A 24,615-nucleotide genomic window follows, 5' to 3' on the forward strand; every position below is an offset into this window, starting at 1 on the left:
GTTTGAGAGCCGCCAGCCCGAAAGGCGTTCACGGCGATCACCACGGTGGGCCGAGAGTGTCTATGCATAAAGCCATCGTAGTGGGCTTCGAAAGGCTGGGAATGCCAGAGCAATACCGGCTCGGGTTTAGTTACGACACAGAGATACTTGTGACCGCAGACCCTCCTGTATGATCGTGGAGGTCCTCCGTCGAGGAATTTCTTACTTAATGGGGATAACAGTTGGGGACGGATTCTGATTGGCGCCCACGCACCTCGCGCCTGTTAAGCATTGTCGACGCGTTTGTCATAGCGTGGGCGGTTTCCGGCGCCTACGTGATCAGGTTTGGTTTTGAGCCCGACTTTGCAGTTGGTGGCAACGAGCCGAACTATGCGTGGCTATCGGTCGGTCTCGCGATTACGTGGTGGTACATGCTCGGAGCGTGGAACAGCCGCAAGAGTCGTGTTCTAGGAGCCGGGCCAGATGAGTATAAGCGCGTCGCAGCAGCATCACTTTGGCTCTTTGGGCTCGTGGCAATTTTCTCGTATGTCCTCCGAGTAGAGACTGCCAGAGGGTTCGTTGGAATAGCACTACCCGTTGGACTCGCTGGACTGCTTCTCGCCCGGTGGGTGCTTCGCCAACATTTGAGTGTCGCTCGTCAACGAGGCGAAAGCCTCTCCCGGCTCCTGCTAATCGGCGGCCAAAGCGCTGTAGCCCACCTTGCCGCGACACTTCAGGGGGCCAAGCACGCCGGGTACCTTCCTATCGCGGCGTACACGCCCGGGGCAGTGAGTAGCCCTGACATCGACCCGGAGTCGGGCCTGCCGATCCTCGGGCAAGGCACAGACACGGCGGCTGTTCTCGCCGCCATCGATATGTGCAGAGCCGATGCCGTGGCTGTATCTGCCGGAGTGCAATTACACCCTCAGACCCTTCGCCATCTTGGTTGGGAGTTGGCTTCACGTAACATCGGCCTCATCATGGCCCCTGCACTGACTGACATTGCTGGCCCCCGAATTCATACCCAGCAGGTGGCTGGCTTGCCACTCATTCACGTAACGACCCCTAGTCTGGAAGGTGGTCAGCGTGTAGCCAAGCGCCTATTCGATGTCGTAGTTTCGGGAATTCTCATTGTTCTGTCTTTGCCACTCATGATTTTCATCGCCTCGCTGGTCAGATTGGACAGTAAAGGACCAATACTCTTTCGCCAAGAACGGGTCGGCATGGAAGGCAGCCCTTTCCAGATGTTAAAGTTCCGGTCTATGGTCGTTGACGCCGAGGCACGACTCGCTGAGTTGCAGGAACGCAACGAGGGTCATGGTCTGTTGTTCAAGATCAAACAGGACCCCCGGATCACTCGGATCGGAAACGTCTTACGCAGATACAGCCTGGACGAGCTTCCTCAGCTGTTTAACATATTCGGCGGTTCCATGAGCTTGGTTGGACCACGTCCCCCGCTACCCCGTGAAGTGGAGGAGTACGAGCATGATGTACGTCGGCGGCTATTGGTTAAGCCTGGCCTGACAGGTCTTTGGCAAGTCAGTGGACGGTCGAACCTTTCATGGCAAGACTCCGTTCGATTGGACCTTTACTATGTGGAAAACTGGTCCCTGGCTGGGGATCTGGTTATCATCTTGCGCACGGTAAGGGCCGTGTTTCACAGCACGGGTGCCTACTAACCGGCAGACTCGACTCAAACACTGAAAGAGGTTGTGCCGTCATGCCTTCGAGGAATCGCAGCAGCTCAGATCGACCTAGGCCCGAGCGCAGAAGGCGGCTAGTTCGTTGGGGAATTTGGACTTTAGTCGTATTGCTTGTGCTGGTCGGTGCTGCAGCGTGGTTGGCAAACAGGGCTGCAACAATCAAAAGTGAGCTGCAGTCATCTACATCGCTGTTACCGACACTGAAGGCTCAGATAGCAGCGAACGACACCGACGGAGCCACATCAACCGTCAATGCTCTCGTTCAGCACACCGGCTCCGCTCGAAACGCCGCAAGTGACCCCCTATGGTCCGCGGCCGGAGCACTGCCGTGGCTGGGACCCAACTTTCGCGCCGCGTCCGAGGTGGCGACATCTGCAGATGATGTAGCTCGTTTGGGTGCACTGCCACTGGTCGGGGCTTACAAGTCCCTCGATTGGGCTGCCCTAACACCGAGTTCAGCTGGAACCGACTTGTCCCCGCTCAAGGCAGCTGCCCCAAAAGTGGAATCAGCCGCTTATGCGGTTCGCGAATCATCACAGCGGCTAAACGGCATCAATGCGGATGATCTGCTGTCTGAAATCGCCTCGCCGCTCAAGGAAGCGCGAGAAGAATTAAGCGCTCTTAGCCACGATCTAGACTCAGCCGCGGACGCGGCCAAGCTCGCCCCGGAGATGTTGGGGGCGGAATCCCCTCGTCGCTACCTGCTTTTGATGCAGAATAATGCCGAGTCGCGTGCCACCGGCGGAATTCCGGGGGCCCTGGCAGTTCTCACCATGGACAATGGCAGCCTAGCCTTGGACTCGCAGACAAGCGCCACTGCTCTGGGAACATTTGCGCCCCCAGTATCGATCGATGCTGAACAGCAAGCAATTTATTCGGCGCGAGTGGGCAAGTTCATGCAGGACGTTAACCTCACACCAGACTTTGCGACGACAGCGACTACCGCTTTGACCATGTGGGAAAAGCGTTCGGGTGAGCGACTTGACGGAGTCCTTTCAATCGACCCAATTGCACTCAGCTACATGCTGGATGCAACTGGCCCCGTACTGATTGAAGACCCGCTGGTTCGACAAATTGGGAGTAGTTTGCCGGCGCAATTGACCGGTACGAACGTCGTTCAGACGTTGCTGTCCGACGCCTACGCAAAAATCGACGACCCCAAACTCCAAGATCTCTACTTTGCCGGAGCGGCCAAGGAGATCTTCGGCGCCCTTTCCTCGGGCAAAACCGAGCCAAAGAAGCTCATGGATTCTCTGGCTAGAGGTGTCGAAGAACGTCGTATTCTTTTATGGTCTGCTTCGCCGGAGGAACAGGTGACCATCGGTCAGTACCCCCTCGGCGGTCTGACTTCCGGAGCCGCCATCTCACCGGCCCAGTTTGGCGTGTATTTCAATGACGGCACAGGGGCCAAAATGGACTTCTGGGTTAAGCGAACGGTTCAGGTGACTAGGGACTGCACAAGAGACGGGTACCGCGAAATAACTCTCAAAGTCACCTCCACCAATACGGCACCGGTCGATGCCGCAGCGACTCTGCCCGCGTATGTGACGGGGGGCGGGGTGTTCGGCGTCCCAGCGGGTTCCGTGCAAACCAACGTAGTTACATACGGCCCCGCGCAGTCCAATATTGACACGGTTGTCAAGGACGGAAACAAGATTCCATTCGCTGCACAGCGTCACGGTCAACGGGCCGTGGGGAGCTCGACCCTAAGACTGGCCCCAGGCGAGAGCTCAACCCTGGAGTTCAACTTTGGTCATATCGTTCAGGAAGCCCCATCGGATATTGTTGTAACACCCACGACACAGGCTGTAAAGGATGTCATCCAAAGCGCAGCTCTTGGTTCTTGTGAATAGGCAACGACACCCACGTTAATCCTTTGTAACGGGGATGGATTTTCTTTGCTGCCAGCAACGAATGAATGGTAAGTTCTACGTGGGCAGCAAACTGGGATTTCACTTACGGACACGTAGGGTCTCGGAAATCTCCAAACACCACGTCGTACCACTAAGGTCTCAGGGGGGACACACATGAGGAAATCTCTCGCAGCACTTACGCTTGCAGGTTCTATCGCACTTCTCGGCGCAGTACCGGCCGTAGCCAACAACGCCAACTACCCGGCACCGAACACCACCGTCGCCGTTTCGGATGCCTCCGTGGCACCAGGTGAAGCACTTGTCTTCAGCGGAACAGGTTTCACACCGGGTGAAGGCATCACCATCACGGTAACGCCGACAGGTACGCCTGCTGCCAGCGGCAGCGTTTCCGCAGGTAGCCTGTCCGTGTCCGCACGCATCCCGCTGGCACCGTCGACTTTGTCGACTGTTGCTGATGGAAATGGCGCTTTCTCGGCACCCATTGTCATCAACGAGCCTGGCGCATACGCAATCACGGCTACCGGAAATTCCTCTGGCGTCACCGTCGGGCCCGTCACGGTTGTCGTCGGTGGAGCCGCTCTCTCCAACACGGGTGGCAACGCTGGCACGGGCACCGGATTGGCAAACACCGGCGGCGTTCCGCTGGCAAACACCGGCGCTGACTCAAGCCTCATTCTGTGGTCTCTTGTAGGTGCTGGCGCGCTGGCTGCCGGCACGGCATCTGTCGTCGTGGCTCGCCGCCGCGCAAAGAGCACTGAGGTTTCTGCCTAGTTCGGGCCGGAAACAACTTGAGGGTGGTTTGCCAACAAGAACATCTTGTTGGCAAACCACCCTCTTCTCTTGCTATGGGATCTCCCGGTACCAAGCTGTGTTACTCCTATGGGCGACACTATAGAAGACGTCGGCAAACGGTTCTGCATGTGTCGACGGTGTGGCCCCGTTGGTTGCCCTGACAATTCCTCAGTTTGGCCGGCCAAGGCCACTGCCCGTAGCAGCGGTGAGCGTCAGTGCTTAGTACTTAGCGGAACTTCGTGAAGGTTCCCTCGAAAGATCCACGCTCTTGGCGAACGATTTTGACTGCATACCTTGCGAGTCTGGCAACAGTTGGTTTTTGGCCGATACCGGTGGATTGACCAATATAAGGTTCACTCCCTGCCCTGTTCAATTACCTCCACAGCCATGGCGTGCCCAGCTGGGTTTTGTCACCACATTATTGAAGTTTCGACCAACTTGGCGTTGTTCATTCCGTTCGGTTTTGACCCCACTTCCCTGTCTGCGAAGGCATGGTGGCAGCTGGTCGGATTCGGATTGCTCGCCTCCGCTTGCTTAGACCTGAGACAATTGCTGGTGCTCACGACTCGCTTCCCCAGTCAGGATGAGGTTGTCACAAACTCCGTTGGAGCTGTCATTGATATCGTTTTATCCCGAGTGTTTGCTCGAAGTGTTCGTCCGCAAGTCGCACGAGGGATCCAAAGGTCGTCTCAAACTCGAAGGAGCTAACCTAGCCTAGTCCAGGGCGGCCCATGATCCAGCCTGGCAGTCATCAACTAGTGCAGGTCTCTCAAAAAGTAAGAGCGATGACTTGAATTGACTGAGTTCGCTTTCTAAAGATGATAGAAGAGGGCGGCATTCCGCAGGGTCCGAGGAGAAACGCTTCGGGGCACCATCCTCTATACAGGGCTCTGCCCCAAAGCACTTGTCCAGCACTAAGCCGTTGCTGCGGTTGGCGAAAATTATCAGGCGTGCAAATCCCTTGGTTTGCTCGGAAAAGTCTAGCGAACGGGCTGGCATTACCCCTTGAGCACGAGTATGCGCACAGACGCGAAGATACAGTTAGATTGCGAAATTTTGACATGACCATTGCCCCCCTCTCATAAGTTGCCTTAGCATTGGGCACAGGCTGCCCGCATCAAGCCCTTGCCCAACTCGATGTGGGCAGCTCGCCGCCGAGCACGTCGAGTTGCCCTTGGAGCTTCATAGGGCGATAGCGTCCAGACCCGGGATATGGTCGCAAAGCCCCAAGGAAACAAGCATTGCCACATTGTCTCCTAGTTCGTCTGCTCTGGTGCTGTCGCCAATATGAAGCTTCGCTTCGCCCACGGGACAATACCCGGTCTTATGTTGCCATTTCGAGTGGCGGATATGATTACCTCGACACTCGTCTCTACTGGGGGAAGCATGACTCAATCCACGCTCGACGTTCGGCCTGCCACAAAGGTTCCTGAGAAGACGTCGCTGCGTCCAGACGTGCAAGGACTACGATCCTTGGCGGTGTTAGCAGTGATAGCCGACCACCTTCTTGGCTACCCCATCGGCGGCTTCGTAGGGGTGGACATCTTCTTCGTCATTTCGGGCTTCCTAATCACGGGCCTTCTCCTTCGCGAGCAGGAGAGGAAGGGCCGCATATCCTTCGCGGATTTCTATCGTCGGCGCGTGCGCCGAATCATGCCAGTGGCCGTTGTTGTCCTACTGGCAACCGTGGCAGCAGCCTGGACCGTCTACCCAGCGGGCAGGGCTCAGGGAATCACCTCTGACGGGTTCTGGGCTCTGATCTTCGGCGCGAACTGGCACTACGCCGCCGTCGGCACCGACTACATGCAGGCCGCAGGACCAGTCTCCCCGCTCCAACATTTCTGGTCACTCGCCGTCGAAGAACAGTTCTATGTCGTATGGCCCTGGCTAATCGTCCTGATTCTTGGCTTCTTGGCCAGCCGATTTGGCATCAAAACGACTCGGGCTCGTCGGATACTCGGCTCGGTGTTTTTCATTGTCATCGTCGCCACATTCGTGTTCGCGGTGTGGGAGAGTTCGGCGAATCCTGCTGTTGCGTACTTCTCCACGGTGTCCCGCACGTGGGAGCTGGGCGTGGGTGCGTTGCTGGCTGTGGCTGGCGGCGTATTCTCGAAGCTCACGGATGCGTGGCGGACCATCTTGGGATATGCGGGTCTTGCGGGAATCGCTTGGAGCCTGTTCTTCGTCACACCAAGCATGCCATTTCCTGGCCCCTGGGCCGCCGTTCCGGTGCTTGCTACCGCACTTGTCATTGCGGCTGGCACGGGAGGCGAGCAGCGATACATGTACCCGCTGACGAATCGTGTTAGCGGATACATCGGCGATATTTCCTACTCGCTGTACCTGTGGCATTTCCCGGTCATCACGATCTTAACCGCGTTGAACCCGAATCCGGACGTGATCAGTTGGACCATCATGGTCCTCCTAATGTTCGCGCTGTCGGTAGCTTCATACCACTTTATTGAAGATCCAATTCGCAAGTCCTCCTGGCTAGAGCCGCGTAACCGGGGCAGGAGGTCTGAATCTTTCTTTGATGAGAAGGCCGTCTTCGCCGGCCTTGGAGTGTTGACTCTGGTCACCGCCATGGTCGTCACGCTGGCCGTAACGAGGGACACCTCCGTTGACGTCTCCTCCTTCCAGGCTGCAAAGGTGGACCTGTCGAAAACAGGGGTGCAGCAGACGCCGAAGCCAGAGCCAACCACGGCAGCAGAAAAGCTCACCGCGGAACTGATGGCAGCGAACACGGCAGCCGAGTGGCCGGTCCTAGTTCCCAGCGTCGATGAGCTAGAGGGAAAGTTTGTGCCGGAGTGGATTGAGGACAACTGCCTTAACACCACCGAAGCGAACCTTCAGAAATGCCTCTATGGCGATCCTGCTGCAACAAAAACGGTTGCGCTATTGGGCGACTCTGTGTCGATTAGCTGGATGCCTGGGCTGCGGGAATCGCTTGGCAAGCAGGGCTGGAACATCCAAGTTCTGACCATGGGGCAGTGCCCCGCGATCGAAATCCCGGTGACTAGGCCGAACAACGCCGAGGGATTCACCGAAGCTTGCGCTGCGCACCAAAGCTGGGCACTGGACAAGGTCAACCAGATTAACCCCGAGATGGTGATTGTTACCAGCGCACTAAGCACCACTGCTCGAGTCGTTGACAAAGACAAGAATCCTAACGTTCTGGCCGACTGGACCCAGTACTCAATCAGGAAGCTTGAAGAACTCAAGACAGCCACGACTGGCCAGGTCGTGCTGCTGTCCGCCGCAATGCAGGGCGCGAATCTGCAAGAGTGCGTCACAAAGGTAAGCCGGCCAAGCGCCTGCAACGGCACCAACGCTGACTATTTCCCGATGCTCGCGGCAGAAGAAAAAGCTGCTACTGCAGTACCGGGCGTCAGGTATGTATCCACCAAGGACTGGTTCTGCGTTGCCGACAGGCAATGCCCCTCATTCGCGGGAAGCACGCCCATCTTCGTGGATGGTGCTCACATCACGCCCGCCTACTCCGCCAAGCTTGGCGCAGTCATGGGGCCGGCGCTGCTAGGCGAAAAGGGTTGATTCAGCGGGCGCCTTCTGTGATGACCGTTACACTTGCCCACAGAGTTAGCGTCTTGCTTGCCACGCCATCGATTAGGCCGCCAGCTAGGGATGTCACGGTGCCGTTGGACGCAGCCGACTCGGGTTTCGTTCGGTCTGCTGAAAGGGGGCTGACCTAGTTCCTCCGACTTACCAGGCGAAGTTGTCAGTTTCGGCAGGATGTCATGGTCATAGAGAACCACACTGGTTGCTTTGCGGCTGCACGGATGAACTTTCTGCAAAGTTACGGGCCCTTGGGCAGCTCTCCGAGGAAACTCGTCACATCCTCTGCCACTCGCTCCGGACACTCCCACAGCACCAGGTGACCGGTGTCCTCGTAGATCTTCAATCGTGCGCCTTTAATGCGGCCAGCCAAGGTTTCTTGGTGCTGTCGCGGCACGAGGTGATCGTGGGCGCCCCAGAGCATGAGAGTGGGGACGGAGATATCGCCGGTTTCTGTCGGAGGAACGGCCTCGTAGAATCCCCGCAAGGAAGCCTTCCAAATTGAGGCCGGCATGGCGAGACCGTCCTTGACCCGATCCTCGATGTATGAGGTTGGCACGGCGTGCAGCAGCCGATACCACGCCAAAGACCCGCGCATCCAGCTTTCCGAGATCGGGTCGGTGAGCCCTTCGACCTCGTTCGCAAACGGTGGCTTCCCATGCAGGCTCAGGGGTGCGCCAACCAACGTCAGGGATGCAACAAGATCCGGATGAGTGACAGCCAGTTGCTGAGCAACGTAACCACCGCTGGATGACCCCAGGACATGTGTGCGTTCGACACCCAAAGCATCCATGAGAGCAACGACGTCCTCAGCGGCTTCGTACAGCGAGTAGCCGTCTACCGGTTTGTCCGCACCACCATGACCTCGTAGATCAGGCGCCACAATCACAAACGTCGGAAGCGAGGCAATCAGACGACCGAAACTCCGCCAGGATTCGCCCCACGCATGTAATAGCAGCAGTGGCGCGCCGCCGTCGTCGGCTGTTTGCTCAAGGTTCCCTTGCACGAAACAGGGCACACTGATCCCGGTGCTTAGAGAGACGGTCCTGACCTCGGCCTCCATGGCCCCAGCGTACGCTCGCCCCGCCGCTGACAGGAAGGTGAGACATACCCCCGCCCCGCCTCCCATTCCCTAACCCCATCGGCGATCTCCCCCGCATGCGTGTGGTGGAGGTAGTGCTCGCCCGGGAGGGGAATAACGGTGCCGTTGGTGACGCTCGCGGCCTGGCGGTGGTGCAGCTCGAGCCATTCCGGGGTCTGCTTGTTCTCCGCCACAACGAACAGCAGCAGCGGCAAATCCTGAGGGAACCCCGCGCCCAGGGCTCGTTCGAAGTTGCTCTGGATGTGACCCAAATTCCCCGAGCCAGTTAGGCAGAGGCTTCCAGAAAGTTTCGAGCTCTGCACAGTTATACGAAGCCATCTGCACGACCCGCCCGCTAGAGAATTCGTCCGTAACCCAAGGTGCCGGTCACGTTGGGTGGTGCAGAACTGGATGGCGGAGCCACCGTGGTCGCGGCACAAGCAAGTGCCTGCGATGACTACGGTGTTTCATCTCGAGGTTCCGCGGTTCGTGGTAGGCAGGCACCTAAACTCCCTTCCATGCGCGACTTCGACATCACTTTCAATTACAAAGCCGATGTTCCTCCAGGAAAGGACCCGGACGCCCACAGCCAGCGGCTTAAGGCTGACCATCAGCTGCTCTGGACCAAGGAGCTACGCGATGGGGAACAGTTCAAAGTGCAGGTCCCCGCGGAGCCCAAGGAGCGTCGTAATAATTACCTATTGTTCGAGCAAAGCCCCGAAAAGAGGTTCACGTTCGGCAGCGACGCCATCACGAACTCCTACACCAAGTGGGGGAAGCCGAGGTACTTGGTGGAGGCCAAGGCCAAGTTGAGCGAGGAGCAGAAGCGCCGCTATTTCAACCCGCCGTACACGATCGGCAGTGCCATGATCTGGCCTGTCAGGAAAATACACCGGCCCACCCTAAACACCGCCAGGGGAATGCGACTAAGGATTGGGGACCGGATGGACCTGACTCTGGAATGCATCCGGCGCCATTACGCTGGGGAGCCAGGCAGTCCCCTCGCCGATGTCACCTCTAACTACGCGGACTTCTTCAAACTCTTCGGTACGTTCACGCTGTTCGTGGAGTTCTTCCACCTGCAGGACCTTGTGACAGCCGATGGAAAGATTGACTTCTTCCTAGATGAAGACGTGAACTTCAAGCGACCCGGCGTCCCGACCACGAAGGACGAATACATCAGGGTTCGGGAAGCCTCGCTGAAGTTCATCATGCTGCGGGGCAGCCGGATGGCCGATTGGGTCGAGGAAAACCACCCCAATGTTGAAGTCCGGCGGGGCTAAACAGGTGTCCCACTTTTTTTCTTGACGCAAGCGCACGGATGAGTGAAACCCTGTGGTCCCAGCGGTAAATGGCCGCTCTTTAGTGGTCGCTACTTCTCGCATGGCATAGCCGGGCGTCCGCAAAGTTACGGGCGTTTGAACAAGGCACCGAGGAAGCTCGTCACGTCCTCGGCCACTCGCTCCGGACACTCCCACAGCACCAGGTGACCGGTTTCCTCGTAGATCTTCAATCGTGCGCCGTTGATGCGTCTGGCCAGGGTTTCTTGATGCTGCCGCGGCACCAAGTGGTCGTGGGCACCCCAAAGCATGAGAGTGGGGACGGAAATGTGGCCGGTCTCCGCGGGAGGATCCGCCTCGTAGAATCCGCGCAACGAAGCTTTCCAGATTGATGCCGGCATAGCGAGGCCGTCTTTTACCCGGCCTTCGATGTAGGAGGCCGGAACGGCGTGCAGCAATCTGTACCAAGATAAAGACTCCCGAACCCAGTCCTCTGAGATCGGATCCTTCAGCCCCTCTACGGCGTCAGCAAATGGCGGCTTCCCCTGCAGGCTCAGTGGCGCACCTACCGAGATCAGGGATGCTGCAAGATCCGGATGAGTGACAGCGAGTTGCTGTGCCACATATCCCCCGCTGGATGAGCCCAGGACATGCGCGCGTTGGACGTCCACGGCATCCAGCAAGGCAACTACGTCCCCAACTACTTCGGACAACGCATAACCGCTCTCGGGCTTGTCCGCATCACCATGACCTCGTAGATCTGGTGCCAGAACCGCAAACGTCGGAAGCGAGGCAATGAGGCGACCAAAACTCCGCCGGGATTCACCCCACGCATGCAATAGCAGCAGCGGTGCGCCGCCGTCGTCGGCTATTTGCTCAAGGTTCCCCTGAACGAAACAGGGCACACTGATCCCGGTGCTCAAAGCTACGGTCCTGACCCCGGACTCCATGACACCAGCGTACGCTCGCGGCTTGTCAGGCTGGCCCGGTTGCCTCCATAGGTGAAGCATGGTTCACTATTTTCACGGAGGGGAGTATCCCCCAATGTTCCGTCGTCAATCCGGCCGTCCGTGTACGGCCCGGCGGGACAGGCCACTTCTTGAAAGTGGCTGGGAAAGACCTCCAGTTGGTTCACCGACTGGAAGAGGTTTCCTCATGAATGTTCCCCTATGGGCGTGGCTAGCCGTTCTGGGCGTTATTGTTCTGATGCTCGCCGTGGACTTATTCGCCCACCGCAAAGCCCACGTAATCGGCGTCCGGGAAGCAGCCCTATGGTCAGCGGTGTGGGTTGCCTTTGGAGTTGGTTTCGGCGCGCTCGTGTGGCAACTCTACGGAGCCGAATTCGGTCAGCAGTACTTCGCCGGATACCTGATCGAGAAGTCCCTCGCCGTGGACAACGTATTCATCTGGGCCATCATCTTCACCTACTTCGCCGTCCCCCGCGAGTACCAGCACCGTGTGCTGTTCTTCGGCGTGCTGGGGGCTCTCATTTTCCGCGGCATCTTCATCGCGGCAGGATCAGCCATCATCGCCAGCGCCGGATGGGTGCTCTACCTGTTCGCAGCCTTCCTCCTCATCACCGGCTACCGAATGATCCGGCACCGCAACGAACACCTCGACCCGGAAAAGTCCAAAACCCTGGCGCTGTTCAGGAAAAAGGTCCCCATGACCAATGACTTCCACGGCCAAAGATTCCTCGTTCGGAAGAACGGCGTCCTTCTTGCCACACCGCTGCTAGCGGTCCTGGCCCTGGTGGAATTCACCGACATCATCTTCGCCGTGGACTCCATCCCGGCGATCTTCGCCGTCACTGACGAAGTCTTCCTCGTCTTCACCGCCAACGCCTTCGCGATCCTCGGGCTCAGAGCCATGTACTTCCTCCTCGCGGACCTGATCCACCGCTTCATCTACCTCAAAATCGGCCTCGCACTCGTTCTCATCTGGGTGGGCATCAAGATGCTCCTCAAAATCGACATCTACTACATCCCCACCCCCATTTCCCTCGCCGTCATCGCCACCATCTTGGGCGTATCCATTGGCATGAGCCTCTGGGCTACCCGAGGACAAGGCCGCAAAGAACTCCCCGCCCCAGCAAAACCGCCCTTCGGGACAGCCACACCGCAAGAACTCGAAGCACTGGAACCACTCTGGCGAAACAGCAGGGCGAAGAAACAGCACACACCACAAGAACAGCCTCAGGACAGCGGGGAGCACCGCCCCTCAGTGAGCGAAGGAGACAAGAAATGAGCGTTGACCCGCACCGGGCCATGCGTCCTTATCAGTCACGGAAACGCCGGCGGGGCATCTGCGAACGCACACTACACATGCGTCGCTCCCAATGAGCTCGAAGGAAGCGTTGCCAGCTATGCCGCCCCTGCCTCCGCGGAAGCGGCATAGCTGGACCTTCCTGACGAACCACGGACACGTCCTGCTTTCCGTGGCCACAGACCCCGGGATCAGGGTCACGGAATTAGCTGAACGTGTTGGGATCACGCCACGTGCGGCCCTTCAAATACTCAAGGACCTCGAAAACGAGGGGTATCTTCACCGCAGCCGAGTGGGACGCCGGACCCACTACACCCTGGAGCCCCACCAACACTTCCGGCATCCCACCACATCAGCACATGAAATTGACGAGCTGATCCTCCTGCTAGCCCCTCCCGCCCCTTCAGCGTCTACCGAGGACGACTGACCGCACTCAGCGCGGGCGTTTGCAGTTGGGCGCGGGCGACGGCTAACCACGGCTGTTCGATTGCCTGGCATGCGGGGTTTGGCTAGGGGCCGGCGTGTCCGCATCTGCTTCGACCCATCGCCCGGGTCAGGCGAGGGAGAGGAAGAGCTTCTCCAGCTCCTTCTTGTCCATGGTTGCGTCCTTCTGGACAATGCACTGTTCCAGCCCCGTGGCGATGATGGCGAACCCTGCCCGGTCCAGCGCCTTGGACACTGCCGCCAGCTGCGTCACTACGTCCTTGCAGTCACGGCCTTCTTCCAGCATGCGGGTAACAGCGGCCAACTGGCCTTGCGCGCGCTTGAGGCGATTGATGACGGGGGTCAGTTCTGAGGGATTGAGTTCCACGTACTTCTCCAATGATCAGGATCCTAACCTCAATCCTATACACCCTAGGGTGTTTTGATTACCCCCGGGGGTATATGCAATACTCGGTGGGGTATCCACCTATCCCCTTCCGAGAGGCCAAAAATGACTCCCCCTCCCACGTCGCAAGCCATTACCGCCCTCGCCCCGGAGACCCTGCGGACCTGGATCCATCAGCACAAGGACCTCATGGTGATAGATGTTCGCTCCGCGGCTGAGTTTGAGGCGATGCACATCCGCGGCTCCTACAACGTGCCCCTCCCGCTGCTCTCAGAACACACAGACGAGCTGGCCACGCGCCTGGGATCCCGGGTGGTCCTGGTCTGCCAATCAGGAGCGCGCGCCGAGCAAGCCCGGCAGCGCCTGGGCAAGGCCGGCATGGAAGGTGCGTACGTCCTGACCGGCGGTGCTCCCGGTTTCGCCGCAGTTGGCGGGGACGTGGTCAGGGGCAAGAACCGCTGGGACCTCGAGCGCCAGGTCCGCCTCACCGCAGGATCCCTGGTGGTCCTCGGCCTTGCCGGAGGCAAACTCATCTCTCCCAAGGTCCGCCTACTCGCTGGCGCAATTGGAGCCGGGCTGACCTTCTCCGCCGCCACCAATACCTGCGCCATGGGTAAGGCTCTTTCAGCCATGCCGTGGAACAAAGCCGCCAAGGAACCCACCCGCGAAAGCGCCATCCTTCAGCTACCCCTGGTATCCCCTGGGGGTGCCGCAGCATGATTCCAGCCCTGGGCCTGGGGCTGGTGGTCGGCGTTGTCCTGGGTGTAGTAGGCGGTGGCGGGTCCATCATCGCAGTGCCGGCCCTGGTGTACGGGGTGGGCATGACCCCCGCACAGGCTATTCCGACGTCGCTGCTGGTAGTGGGCGTGTCCTCGCTCGCCGCTCTCTTGCCCCGGGTCCGTGCTGGCCTGAACTGGCCCGTGATCGCATTGGTTGGAACAGCCGGCATACCGGCAGCCTGGGCCGGTGCGGCCGTGGGCAGACTGCTTGATCCCAACATCCTGATGCTCGCCTTTGCCATGATCATGGTGGCTGCAGGCATTCGGATGCTGATGAAAACCCGCGAATCCGAGGGGTCCTGCAGCACGGGCCCACACCGCGCACTCCGATCCTGCGTTCCGAAAGCCGTAGGAGTGGGCCTGCTGGTGGGGTTCCTCACCGGATTGCTGGGTGTTGGAGGAGGTTTCCTGATCACCCCCGCACTGACCATCCTTCTTGGCCTGCGCATGAAACAGGCAGTGGGAACGTCCCTGGCAATTATCGTGATCAACTCTGCCGCCGGGTTCAGCGCCCACGCAGCCGGCTACACCATGGACTGGGTCACCACCCTGGCATTCGCGGTCCCGGCCATCCTGGGATCCCTCGCAGCAGCCCGCCTTGCACGTCACCTGCAAGACAAGCACATCCGCATCTCATTTGCGGTACTCATCTTCGCCGTCGCGGCATGGGTCACCGCCGGCACAGTCACTGCCTGACCCAAGCAACCCGATACAAGCAACCGGCCCCAAACAACTGGGCCTATTCAACCGGACCTATCCAACTGGGCTTATTCAACCGGACCTATTTAACAAGGGAGCGAACATCATGCTTATTGAGCGTATTTACGACGAAGACCTCGCCCAGGCCAGCTATCTGATCGGCTGCCAAGCCAAGGGAGAGGCCGTTGTTGTGGACGGCCGCCGAGACATCGCGGTCTACCAGCAACTGGCTGAAAAGAACGGCATGAAGATTGTTGCCGTCACAGAAACCCACATCCACGCTGACTATCTGTCCGGCACCCGTGAACTGGCCGCCGCCACCGGCGCCACGATCTACGTCTCCGGCGAAGGCGGCCCGGACTGGCAGTACAAGTTCGACGGCGAGCGCCTCTACGACGGCCATAGGATCACCATCGGCAACATCAGCATCCAGGCCGTGCACACCCCAGGCCACACACCTGAACATTTGTCCTTCCTGGTCACCGACGGCGCATTCAGCGACCAGCCCGGCTACCTGCTCTCGGGCGACTTTGTTTTCTCCGGTGACTTGGGCCGACCGGACCTGCTTGACGAGGCAGCCGGGGGTGTGGACACCCGCTTCAAAGGTGCAAAGCAGCTGTTCGCGAGCCTTCGGGATAAGTTCCTCACCCTGCCGGACTATGTCCAGGTCCACCCGGCCCATGGTGCCGGGAGTGCCTGCGGCAAGGCCCTCGGCGCCATCCCGTCTTCCACCGTTGGCTACGAGCGGCTGTACGCCTGGTGGGGCCCTTACCTTGCCGCCAACGACGAACAGGGTTTCATCAACGAGCTTCTGGACGGGCAGCCCGACGCGCACGCCTACTTTGGGCGGATGAAGCGGGAAAACCGTGAGGGCCCAGTGGTGATGGGTGAGCGGACACCTCTGGCCGAACTGACAGTAGGCATGGTTGCCGCTGCTCTGACCGAGGACACTCTCACGTTCATTGACACCCGTTCCCACCGTGAGGTCCACGAACGCACGGTGGACCGTTCCTTGAACGTTCCGGCCGGCAAATCCGTGGCCAGCTACGGCGCTTGGGTGGTGAACCCGGAGACGGACAAGAACCCCTTGGTACTTCTAGCGCGGGACCAGGAGCAGGCCATGGACATGTGGGACCATTTGGTACGGGTTGGCATCGACAACGTGGCAGGTTACATCACCAGCATTGAAGGGCTTCCCCTGGTGACGCCAAAGCTGATCCAGCCCGAAGAGTTGCAGGGTTTTGACGCCGCTTTGGTGCTGGACGTTCGCAACCGCAGCGAACACGTGGCCGGGAATATTCCTGGTTCCTACCAGCTAAGCGGTGGGCGGGTCATGTGGCATCTGGACGAGCTTCCCACCGAGGGAACCCTTGTGACGTACTGCCAGTCAGGTGTCCGGAATTCCGTGGCGGCCAGCGCCCTGCGCCGTGCCGGATACGACGTAGTTGAGCTGGATGGCAGCTATGCAGCGTGGAGCGCTCAGCAGAACTCTGCCACGACGGCCTAACCAGCCACGTCCCTTCAGACCGCCCGGGCAGGTCCCCCCTCTTGCCCGGGCACCTTCACGGCGGCGGGGCCGGACACCTGTACCTGCGTACTGTGTCCGGCCCCGGCCTGCGGTTCGTACAACCGCCAACTATTGGGGGTTTATTGGAGGTAGTTCATGAGCCGCTGAGATCAGTTAAGTCCATGGGGTACTCACCGGGCACGAGTAGTGGGTACTCGACTTTCTGCCGTATCCGAGAGCTGGCTACTTGCTGTGGGAGCCCGTTTTCCTTGAAATCCCGCGGCTGAAAACGCACTACGGATTGATACAACCCGGGAACAGACCGGCTGAAATTATCAGCCGATGATGGGCCGCTCTTCGGGTAGCTGGAAAAGCCTTGGCCGGGATGCCAAGGCGATGGCTGAGGCAACCGTGACGGTTCCTATACGGCCGGCAAACATCAACGCCATCAGCACCCATTCGGCGGTGGGAGGCAGGTTGTAGGTAATGCCCGTGCTCAGCCCTACGGTTCCGAACGCCGAGATGGTCTCGAAAAGCACTTTCTCCAGGCTGTAGTCGGTGGACATGAGGAGCAACAGCGTCCCAAGGATCACCACTCCCACGCCCAGCAGGGCCACAGTGAGAGCCTGGCGTTGGGTGGAAGAACTGATGGACCGGTGTGCGATGGTGACGTGCTCGCGTCCCCGAACTTCGTTCCACATGGCAAACCCCAAAACCAGGAAGGTGGTGATCTTGATTCCGCCGGCCGTTCCTGCGCTGCCACCGCCAATGAACATCAGGATGTTGGTGACCATGAGGGTTTCGGGAGTGGCTGCCCCGTAGTCAATGCTGTTGAATCCTGCCGTCCGGGGAAACACCCCTCCCCCAAGCGCCCCCAGAATCTTGCCGCCAAAGCTCAAAGGACCCAGCGTCTCCGGACGGTTCCACTCAAACGCACCGAAGAGCACGATGCCTGCAATAAACAGCAGCACATAGCCGAAGATGGTCAGGCGAAGGTGAATGGTCCAGCTCTTGACGTTGAAGGGATTTCTGAATAACTGGATGATCACCGGGAAACCGAGTCCCCCGGCAATGATGGCCGCGCAGGCCGATGGTCTTTCGCACGAACAAGGCCAGCAGGCTAGCTAGCGACATGATCCCGAAACCACCTACCTGGATGAGCATCAGAATCACCCCGTGCCCGAACGGGGTCCAGAAAGTGGCTGTGTCTACTGTGATCAGGCCAGTGACGCAGACAGAGGACACGGCGGTAAAGAAAGCCGTGGTGACGAGGTCATCCACCTCGCCGGTCCGCGAAATGGGCAGCATCAATATCCCCGCGCCGATGATGATCACCGCAAGGAACGCCAACGGCACCGAACGGACCGGATGCAGCAAGGACACCTTCAGGCGCTCGCCTTCCCGCCCGAGTGTCTGCAAAAGAGGGTTGCCGCGCAGAATGGAACGTTGGGCTGTGGGCAGTCTTTCCGGGGCGCGCGTCATCAAACACGCTCCCTAGGATGTTTCAACACTGGATCCCTTTCCGGGCAGACCGTCAGCATCACAACCCGTGCCGAAATTAGCACCGATGAGGGACCCGCTGGCCGGAAACTGGCATTTCTTGACGAATCCTTAACGCCCGCCCGTTAAGACCACGTCAAGATTTCCAGCGTCCGCATTAAGGATTCGTAAGGAACGCCTTTTCGCCACTTTTGCAGGAGTTGACTGACATCAGCCCCGCAAAAGGGGCGCTGATGAAAGGACGTTCCAGTGGCCGACGTGGCTGTTGTGGTGATTCTTGTGGTGAGCATGGGAATCGTGATGTGGGTGGCCCACCTTTTGGGCAAGATGGTTGACGGCGATGGCCCGGTGAGCGGGCAATGAGCGTGGATGCCATCATGTGGGTTGGCTTGTTCGTCCTTGGCTTGGCCGTTGCCGGGTACCTGCTGGCAGTGCTGCTCAACCCGGAAAAGTGGTGACGGCGGGTGGTCTTCAGTACTGCATCCTTCATCCCCCAGATAGCCGTGTTGGTACTCGTCCTGGCACTGCTGCACAAGCCGTTGGGTTTGTATATGGCGCGGGTCTTCTCAAGTACCAAACACGCCAAAGTTGAAAGGGCCCTCTACCGCCTGGCGGGGGTGGATTCCGGGACTGAACAGAGCTGGTCTGTGTATCTGCGCAGCGTTCTGCTCTTCTCCCTGATATCCATCCTGGTGATCTTCGCTCTTCAGCGCCTCCAAGCCGTACTACCCGGCAGCAACTCCCTTCCCGGCGTGGACCCGTGGGTTGCCATGAACACCGCTATCTCCTTTGTCACCAACACCAACTGGCAAACGTATGTGCCAGAGGCCACCGTGGGCACCTTTGTCCAGATGTGCCTGCTGGCCGTGCAGAACTTCCTGTCCGCCGCCGTCGGAATCGTGGTGGTGGTAGCCCTGATCCGCGGCATAGCGCGGACCACGACTGACCGCTTGGGCAACTTCTGGGTGGACCTTACCCGGGCCTCGTTCCGCATCCTGTTGCCCATCGCTACGGTGGCGGCAATCGCCCTGGTGATGGGCGGCGTCGTGCAGAACTTCTGGTCCACGGAGGTCACCAACACGGCCAACGGCGTGAGTCAGCTGATTCCCGGCGGTCCAGTGGCCTCCCAGGAAGCAATCAAAGTCCTGGGCACCAATGGTGGCGGATACTTCAACGCCAACTCTGCCCACCCCTTTGAAAACCCCAGCGTGTTCACCAGCCTGTTCCAGGTGTTCCTCATCCTCCTGATCTCCTCAGCCCTGCCCTACATGTACGGGCGGATGGTGGGTGACCAACGCCAGGGCTACACCGTGGCTGCCGTGATGGGGACACTGTGGCTGACGTCCACCGCGTTGATGGGCTGGGCGGTGTCTTCCGGACAGGGAACAGCGACGGCGGCAGCCGGCGGATTGGGCGAAGGGTTCGAACAACGGCTGGGACCGGCAGCGAGCTCCATCTTCGCCGCGTCCACCACCCTCACCTCCACCGGCGCCGTTAACGTTGCCCACGATTCCCTGCCTCCCTTGGCCGGCGGAATCGCAATGCTGAACATGATGCTGGGTGAAGTAGCTCCGGGCGGGACCGGATCCGGACTCTACGGAATGTTGGTCCTGGCCATCATTGCGGTGTTCATTGCCGGGCTGATGGTGGGGCGTACCCCGGAATTCCTTGGGAAGAAGATCGGCCCGCGCGAAATGAAAATCGCGGCCCTCTACATCCTGGTCACCCCCACTTTGGTGCTGGTGCTCGCCGGGATCTCAGCCCTCCTCCCGGAAGTAATGGCAAACGCTCCGGCGTCAGGGCCGCATCAATTCAGCGAACTGCTCTACGCTTTCACCTCCGGCGCCAACAACAACGGCTCAGCTTTCGGTGGCATCACCAGCTCCGGCCCCTACCTGTCCACGCTTCTGGGGTTGGCCATGCTCCTGGGCAGGTTCCTGCCCATTGCGTTGGTTCTGGCCTTGGCCGGCTCGCTGGCCCGGCAAAGAAAAATCCCTGCCTCCGCCGGGACAGTCCCCACCCATGGCCCCCTGTTCGGCTCGTTGCTGCTGGGCGTGACCGTGATCCTGACCGCTCTGAGCTACTTCCCCGCCCTGGCACTGGGCCCCCTCGCAGAAGGACTTATCAAATGACCAGCTCCAGTACGGCTCCGGCCGCGGAGACCCCATCACCCCTCAAGACCGGCGGCACTCCTGCCCCGGGTGAGCCCGGCCATCACAGCAAGGCACCGGCCAAACTCAACGCGTCCACGCTTCTGGCAGCACTTCCCATGGCGTTCAGGAAACTGGACCCGCGGGAAATGATCCACTCCCCCGTCATGTTCGTGGTGCTGGTGGGTGCGGCGGCCTGCACGGCCATCTGCTTCCTGAAGCCAGACGTTTTTGGCATCGCTGTGACTGTATGGCTGTGGCTCACGGTGCTGTTCGGCACCCTTTCAGAGGCCATCGCCGAAGGACGCGGGAAGGCTCAGGCGGACAGCCTCCGCGCGAGCCGCCAAGGCGTCATGGCCCGGCTCCGGCTGGACGACGGGACTATCAAGGACATACCTGGCACAGATCTGAAGCTGAACGACGTTGTCATCTGCGAGGCCGGGGACGTGATCCCCTCCGACGGAGAAATCATTGAGGGCCTGGCCAGTGTGGACGAGTCCACCATCACCGGCGAATCTGCACCCGTGATCAGGGAATCCGGCGGAGACCGATCGTCCGTCACCGGCGGCACCAAGGTCCTCTCTGACAGGATCGTAGTGCGCATTACTGCTGAGCCCGGAGCCACGTTTATCGACAGGATGATCAAGCTGGTGGAGGGCGCCGTCCGGCAAAAGACCCCCAATGAGATCGCCCTGCACGTCCTCCTCGTTTCGCTGAGCATCGTGTTCCTGGTGGTCACCATGGCCTTGGCACCCTTCGCCTCCCTGGCGGACGCCACCCCGTCTCCGATCGTCCTGGTGGCGCTGCTGGTCTGCCTGATTCCCACCACCATCGGGGCCCTGGTCCCGGCCATCGGCATAGCCGGCATGGATCGGCTGGTGCAGCACAACGTTCTGGCCACCTCCGGACGAGCGGTGGAAACAGCCGGCGACATCACCACACTGTTGTTGGACAAGACCGGAACCATCACTTACGGCAACCGCCGGGCCGTCAATTTCTTCCCGGCCAACGACGTCCAGCTGAACCAACTCATCACCGCCGCCCGGCTGTCCAGCCTCGCCGACGAAACCCCGGAAGGCCGTTCCATTGTGGAACTCGCTGACGCCAAGGGAGTAGAGGGCCCCGATCTCGCCGGTCTCCGCAACAGTTACTCCGAGATCACCATTGTGGAGTTCACGGCCAGCACCCGTATGAGCGGACTGGACGTGGACGGGCGCCTTATCCGCAAAGGTGCAGCGTCCGCCGTCGGGAATTTTGTCACCGACGCCGGCGGCCACCTTCCAGCCGAAGTCCAGTTCCGCGTGGCAACCCCCGGCATCTGATCACCGAGCCGGGCATGGGCTACAGGTTTGTTCCGTAGCTGGTTCGTTCCGTTGCCGGTTTGTCCCGTAGCCGGCGGCAGCAGCGCCGTCGTTACTCCTTTTCCTTTTCGGCCGCCGCCTTCAGGTCTGCCGCAAACCGGGTGAAGCTCGCGTCAAAGGACGGGATCTTTGACGCAAAGAGCGGAAAGACGGGACCGCCGATCTTCTCGGCCATTTCAAAGAGGGAGCGCCCGTCGTTGGTCTCCGTGATGGTGTAAGTCCTGGTTCCCAGAGCGTCACCCCAGGCGAGCTTTTGTGGGGCTTGGAACTCTTTGACCTTGAGGGTGAAGGTACGGCTGGGATCCAGCGTGGAAACCAGCTTGATTTTTGATCCCGGGGCGATTTCACCGTCCACCGAAACCACCGTGGAGTTCCATGCGGGGTAGCCTTTGGCATCAGTGAGAAGCCGCCACACAGTGGACGGAGGCGCGTCGATGGTGGTGGAGACCCGGGTTTCACGGCTGAAAGTTTTACTGATTGTGGTGGCAGTACCATCAGGTGTTTCAGGCATTTTCGGGCTCCTTAACGCGCTAAATGCGGTGGTGCTTCTGATGGTACAGCGGCGCTGCTACATTGAAAGCCATGACTTGGGGGCTCGGGAAGTTTGGCGCTGTGATCACTACCGGCGCGTTGTTGGGCGGCGTCGTTGTAGGTTGCGCCGGGCCTCAGCCGGGCAGCTCACCCACTCCCCTGCCGGTGTGTGAGCCTACGCGTCCGTTGGCGCCAAAGGACGGGATTCTTGCCGGCGTGAACCTCGATTGGGAGCACGAGACCCTGGAGCAGTATGCGGCCAATCTTGGCAGCCGCCCGGCCGTTACAGTGACCTTCACCGACTTTCCCATGTCAGAGAAAGACAAAGAGAACGTCGACGCAGCCTTCGAACAGATCCGTGCCAATGGTGGAACCATGCTCCTCACTCTGGAGCCCAAACAGGGTTTGGCATCAGTGACGTCGGAGAAAGCAGACGAACTCGCATCAACGCTGGCCCGATTCAACAACGCAGGCGTCCCTGTCATAGTGAGGTTCGCCCACGAGATGAACGGCTCCTGGTACCCCTGGGGTCAGCAACCGGCCGCATACGTCGCCGCGTACCAGCTGGTGGCCGCAGCGGTCCACACCAAGGCTGCCGGCACCGCCATGATGTGGGCACCCAACTACGGCGGCGGTTACCCGTTCAGCGGCGGCAAATATGAAGCCGTGACCGGATCCCCTGACTTCGCAGCCCTGGACACTGACAAAGACGGAGCCATCACAGGCACTGACGATCCCTACGCGCCCTACTACCCCGGCAACGATGCCGTGGATTGGGTTGGCATGTCCCTCTACCACTGGGGCAACACTTATCCGTGGGGCGCAAACGTCATCCCGGAACCTGGGAAATTCCTTCAGCAGCTCACCGGCACGTACAACGGAGCCGGCGGAAACGATCTGGCCGTCCCCGACTTCTATGCCGACTATGGAACCGCCCGGAACAAGCCAGTGGCTATCCCCGAAACTGCAGCTCTCACAGTGGCATCCGGCGAAGGTGCCGACGTTTTGACGATCAAGGAAGCCTGGTGGGGCCAACTCTTCGACCCCGCCATCCCCAAGGACTACCCCGCCCTGAAGATGATCAACTGGTTCGAGTGGGACAAGAACGAAGTAGAGGTCAAAGCCACCGTGGACTGGACAGCAACCAAGGACCCGCTGGTTCGGGAGGCCCACACCGCAGCGCTCCCCGACTGGTTCACCTTTGCCGAGACCCCTGAGAAGTGCACACCCGCCGAAAGCGCAGCTTCCTGAGCTAGGGCCACAGGACAGAACCAGCCGCCGTCGACGTTTGGCTACTCAGGGTTGAAAACAGGTTAGGACTTATCCCGGCGAGGGACCGGTTGAGGCGGAACGGCAGGGTCCGACGCCGGTATACAGAACCTCAGCCCGTCGCCCCAAAATCCGCTATTGGTGCAGAACAGCGGCACCGCCTCGTCGCCGACGAGGAGCGTGGGATTCCGCATGCGTTTGGATGATGAGTAGCTCAACTCAACTGCGCCGTCGGCTGACTTGCAGCTATAGGCACCGTTCCACGGACTCAGGTCTTCGCAGGCGTTGAGTTGCCTGGATACGCCGTCCCGGTCCACGTACTCCCAAGTCCTGTCCGACTTCTCGCCCACCTGAATCACAGAGTTTGGAACAGAGCGGGCATAGTCGCGGGTAAATGGGCGCTCGTCACAGCCCGCGGCCGTCAGAGTTAGCAGCGCAAGCAGAGCAAAGCCTATTTTTGTTTCACGACGCATTCCGTTGTCCCCCAAGGCAGGTTTTGATTAGTGCTCCGACGGTATGTCAACCCTGCCGGTGGAACTCGGCTTAGGTGAACCCCGTAGCGTTCGGAGCTGCGAAGCCCGGAACTCCTGAACGGACAGGGTGACCGCATAGAACGTGAAGCCACCAGCCAAAGCAGTCAGAAACAGCGCACCCAACATTGGTCCCTGTCCTTGCCCCAGCGGCGCCAGCAACAGCACAACAGAGAAAACCGTGAGCATGGCGGCAACCACGGCCAGAATCCCCATGCCCCACCACGTGCTGACCTGCGCATGACCGCGGCCAGGCGCAAAACCAATCTCGTCCGCAGGGTAGCTGTGAAGTTCGCCGGTTTTGGTGTTGAGAAGGACCCGCTTCTCCCCTGCTGCAACCGCCGCCTTGTGCTCGGCATACACGGCGTCATTGTGGCGCTCGCGGTCTGAATACATGGTCCGTTTCCTAAATTGCTCTCGAACAGGGTGTCACAACAACCGGGCAATTCCCCGCCTCATTCGCCCGAGCTTGGCGTTGGCCACTTCCAGCGACCATCCTCAGTGATCTCGTAGGCCACCTGACCAAAGAGGAAATCACTCGTGCCGGCCGGGTTGCCACCATGCGCCCGGTAAATGACCTTCGTGGCCACACCTCGCCGCCTCAGGGTTGTGACAAGCCACCAGACCGCGCCACCCGTGCACAGCAGCGGGATGATGACCAAGGCCCACTGACGTACCCCAACCCAGTGCAGGACAAACAACGGGAGCGCATATGCGGCGCCGCCAACGAGCGCTACCTGAAACCCGATCCAAAAGCGAAGCTCACCATTCGATGGCCGATCATCAATGTCGAACAGATAGTCATCCAGTGATTTCACGTAGTCAGTAAACCATCCACCAAGGTGGCCAGCGAAAGTTTTTGGCAGACGTGTAATCAATCGGCCCCTGCCGGAAACAACATGTATGAGCAGGA

Annotated in this window: 21 protein-coding genes and 2 pseudogenes; 15 read left to right on the top strand and 8 right to left on the bottom strand. The window is 59.7% G+C overall.

All coding sequences use genetic code 11. The annotated features are described in order from the left end of the window. The first annotated feature begins 260 nt into the window (after positions 1-260). The 5 genes from MOD31_RS04475 (at position 261) to MOD31_RS04490 (ending at position 7,900) form a co-directional block, all read left to right on the top strand. The gene (locus tag MOD31_RS04475; RefSeq protein WP_374206975.1) at positions 261-1,658 is read left to right on the top strand and encodes a sugar transferase; all 1,398 of its coding nucleotides are present in this window, start codon (positions 261-263) and stop codon (positions 1,656-1,658) included. 524 nt (positions 1,659-2,182) lie between these two features. Beyond that, on the top strand, positions 2,183-3,535 hold the full coding sequence (locus tag MOD31_RS04480) for a DUF4012 domain-containing protein (protein WP_250819961.1): 1,353 nt from the start codon (positions 2,183-2,185) through the stop codon (positions 3,533-3,535). A gap of 174 nt (positions 3,536-3,709) precedes the next feature. Then, entirely contained in the window at positions 3,710-4,327 is a 618-nt protein-coding gene (locus MOD31_RS04485) for an LPXTG cell wall anchor domain-containing protein (protein ID WP_250819962.1), read from the top strand. A 408-nt stretch (positions 4,328-4,735) separates the two neighbouring features. Then, entirely contained in the window at positions 4,736-5,056 is a 321-nt protein-coding gene (locus tag MOD31_RS22130; RefSeq protein ID WP_374206976.1) for a VanZ family protein, read from the top strand. Between the two features lie 678 nt (positions 5,057-5,734). After that, positions 5,735-7,900, top strand: coding sequence for an acyltransferase family protein (locus MOD31_RS04490; protein WP_250819963.1), 2,166 nt, complete (start codon positions 5,735-5,737; stop codon positions 7,898-7,900). A 262-nt stretch (positions 7,901-8,162) separates the two neighbouring features. Here the strand turns inward: MOD31_RS04490 and MOD31_RS04495 are convergent, their stop codons facing one another. After that, on the bottom strand, positions 8,163-8,927 hold the full coding sequence (locus MOD31_RS04495) for an alpha/beta fold hydrolase (RefSeq protein WP_250819964.1): 765 nt from the start codon (positions 8,925-8,927) through the stop codon (positions 8,163-8,165). 593 nt (positions 8,928-9,520) lie between these two features. Between MOD31_RS04495 and MOD31_RS04500 the strand changes: the two genes are divergently transcribed. Further along, positions 9,521-10,285, top strand: coding sequence for a hypothetical protein (locus MOD31_RS04500; RefSeq protein ID WP_250819965.1), 765 nt, complete (start codon positions 9,521-9,523; stop codon positions 10,283-10,285). A 125-nt stretch (positions 10,286-10,410) separates the two neighbouring features. On the opposite strand, the gene MOD31_RS04505 is transcribed toward MOD31_RS04500, so the two are convergent. Further along, positions 10,411-11,232 (bottom strand): alpha/beta fold hydrolase, encoded by an 822-nt coding sequence (locus MOD31_RS04505; protein ID WP_250819966.1) that lies wholly within the window; start codon positions 11,230-11,232, stop codon positions 10,411-10,413. A gap of 205 nt (positions 11,233-11,437) precedes the next feature. On the opposite strand from MOD31_RS04505, the gene MOD31_RS04510 reads away from it, so the two are divergent. Both MOD31_RS04510 and MOD31_RS04515 read left to right on the top strand, forming a co-directional pair. Beyond that, the gene (locus MOD31_RS04510; RefSeq protein ID WP_250819967.1) at positions 11,438-12,529 is read left to right on the top strand and encodes a TerC family protein; all 1,092 of its coding nucleotides are present in this window, start codon (positions 11,438-11,440) and stop codon (positions 12,527-12,529) included. 118 nt (positions 12,530-12,647) lie between these two features. Further along, on the top strand, positions 12,648-12,974 hold the full coding sequence (locus MOD31_RS04515; RefSeq protein WP_250819968.1) for a winged helix-turn-helix domain-containing protein: 327 nt from the start codon (positions 12,648-12,650) through the stop codon (positions 12,972-12,974). Between the two features lie 126 nt (positions 12,975-13,100). On the opposite strand, the gene MOD31_RS04520 is transcribed toward MOD31_RS04515, so the two are convergent. Next, entirely contained in the window at positions 13,101-13,358 is a 258-nt protein-coding gene (locus tag MOD31_RS04520) for a metal-sensitive transcriptional regulator (RefSeq protein ID WP_017200146.1), read from the bottom strand. Between the two features lie 123 nt (positions 13,359-13,481). Between MOD31_RS04520 and MOD31_RS04525 the strand changes: the two genes are divergently transcribed. The 3 genes from MOD31_RS04525 (at position 13,482) to MOD31_RS04535 (ending at position 16,361) form a co-directional block, all read left to right on the top strand. Further along, positions 13,482-14,096 carry a rhodanese-like domain-containing protein gene (locus MOD31_RS04525; protein ID WP_250819969.1) on the top strand — a complete coding sequence of 205 codons (615 nt, stop codon included), beginning with the start codon at positions 13,482-13,484 and terminating at the stop codon, positions 14,094-14,096. After that, a complete protein-coding gene (locus MOD31_RS04530; RefSeq protein ID WP_250819970.1) occupies positions 14,093-14,851 on the top strand; it encodes a sulfite exporter TauE/SafE family protein in 759 nt (252 codons plus the stop codon). The genes MOD31_RS04525 and MOD31_RS04530 overlap by 4 nt, the downstream gene beginning before the upstream one ends. 109 nt (positions 14,852-14,960) lie before the next feature. Beyond that, positions 14,961-16,361: a rhodanese-like domain-containing protein gene (locus tag MOD31_RS04535; RefSeq protein ID WP_250819971.1), complete on the top strand. Its 1,401-nt coding sequence runs from the start codon at positions 14,961-14,963 to the stop codon at positions 16,359-16,361. 335 nt (positions 16,362-16,696) lie between these two features. On the opposite strand, the pseudogene MOD31_RS04540 reads toward MOD31_RS04535, so the two are convergent. Then, positions 16,697-17,843 (bottom strand): annotated as a pseudogene (locus tag MOD31_RS04540) (TrkH family potassium uptake protein). Between the two features lie 377 nt (positions 17,844-18,220). Here MOD31_RS04540 and MOD31_RS04545 point away from each other — a divergent pair. The 3 genes and pseudogenes from MOD31_RS04545 to MOD31_RS04555 form a co-directional block, all read left to right on the top strand. After that, positions 18,221-18,319: a potassium-transporting ATPase subunit F gene (locus MOD31_RS04545; RefSeq protein WP_250819972.1), complete on the top strand. Its 99-nt coding sequence runs from the start codon at positions 18,221-18,223 to the stop codon at positions 18,317-18,319. A 6-nt stretch (positions 18,320-18,325) separates the two neighbouring features. Next, complete coding sequence (kdpA, locus tag MOD31_RS04550; RefSeq protein ID WP_250819973.1) at positions 18,326-19,993, top strand: potassium-transporting ATPase subunit KdpA; 1,668 nt, start codon at positions 18,326-18,328, stop codon at positions 19,991-19,993. After that, positions 19,990-21,315, top strand: a pseudogene (locus MOD31_RS04555) (HAD-IC family P-type ATPase); the annotation flags it as partial. The gene kdpA and the pseudogene MOD31_RS04555, both read left to right, overlap by 4 nt. Before the next feature lie 109 nt (positions 21,316-21,424). On the opposite strand, the gene MOD31_RS04560 reads toward MOD31_RS04555, so the two are convergent. Beyond that, positions 21,425-21,883, bottom strand: a complete 459-nt coding sequence (locus MOD31_RS04560; protein ID WP_250819974.1) for an SRPBCC domain-containing protein — start codon at positions 21,881-21,883, stop codon at positions 21,425-21,427. Between the two features lie 71 nt (positions 21,884-21,954). Between MOD31_RS04560 and MOD31_RS04565 the strand changes: the two genes are divergently transcribed. After that, positions 21,955-23,154, top strand: coding sequence for a glycoside hydrolase family 26 protein (locus tag MOD31_RS04565; protein WP_250819975.1), 1,200 nt, complete (start codon positions 21,955-21,957; stop codon positions 23,152-23,154). A 62-nt stretch (positions 23,155-23,216) separates the two neighbouring features. On the opposite strand, the gene MOD31_RS04570 is transcribed toward MOD31_RS04565, so the two are convergent. Genes MOD31_RS04570 through MOD31_RS04580 form a run of 3 tightly spaced genes read right to left on the bottom strand, consistent with a single transcriptional unit; the run spans position 23,217 to position 24,520 of the window. Continuing rightward, positions 23,217-23,645, bottom strand: a complete 429-nt coding sequence (locus MOD31_RS04570) for a hypothetical protein (protein WP_250819976.1) — start codon at positions 23,643-23,645, stop codon at positions 23,217-23,219. Positions 23,646-23,672: 27 nt separating this feature from the next. Then, complete coding sequence (locus MOD31_RS04575; RefSeq protein WP_250819977.1) at positions 23,673-24,098, bottom strand: hypothetical protein; 426 nt, start codon at positions 24,096-24,098, stop codon at positions 23,673-23,675. 59 nt (positions 24,099-24,157) lie between these two features. Beyond that, entirely contained in the window at positions 24,158-24,520 is a 363-nt protein-coding gene (locus tag MOD31_RS04580) for a hypothetical protein (RefSeq protein WP_250819978.1), read from the bottom strand. Positions 24,521-24,615: the final 95 nt, after the last annotated feature.

Origin of the sequence: Paenarthrobacter sp. TYUT067, assembly GCF_023656375.1 — a bacterium.
In the GTDB taxonomy this organism is placed as follows: domain Bacteria; phylum Actinomycetota; class Actinomycetes; order Actinomycetales; family Micrococcaceae; genus Arthrobacter.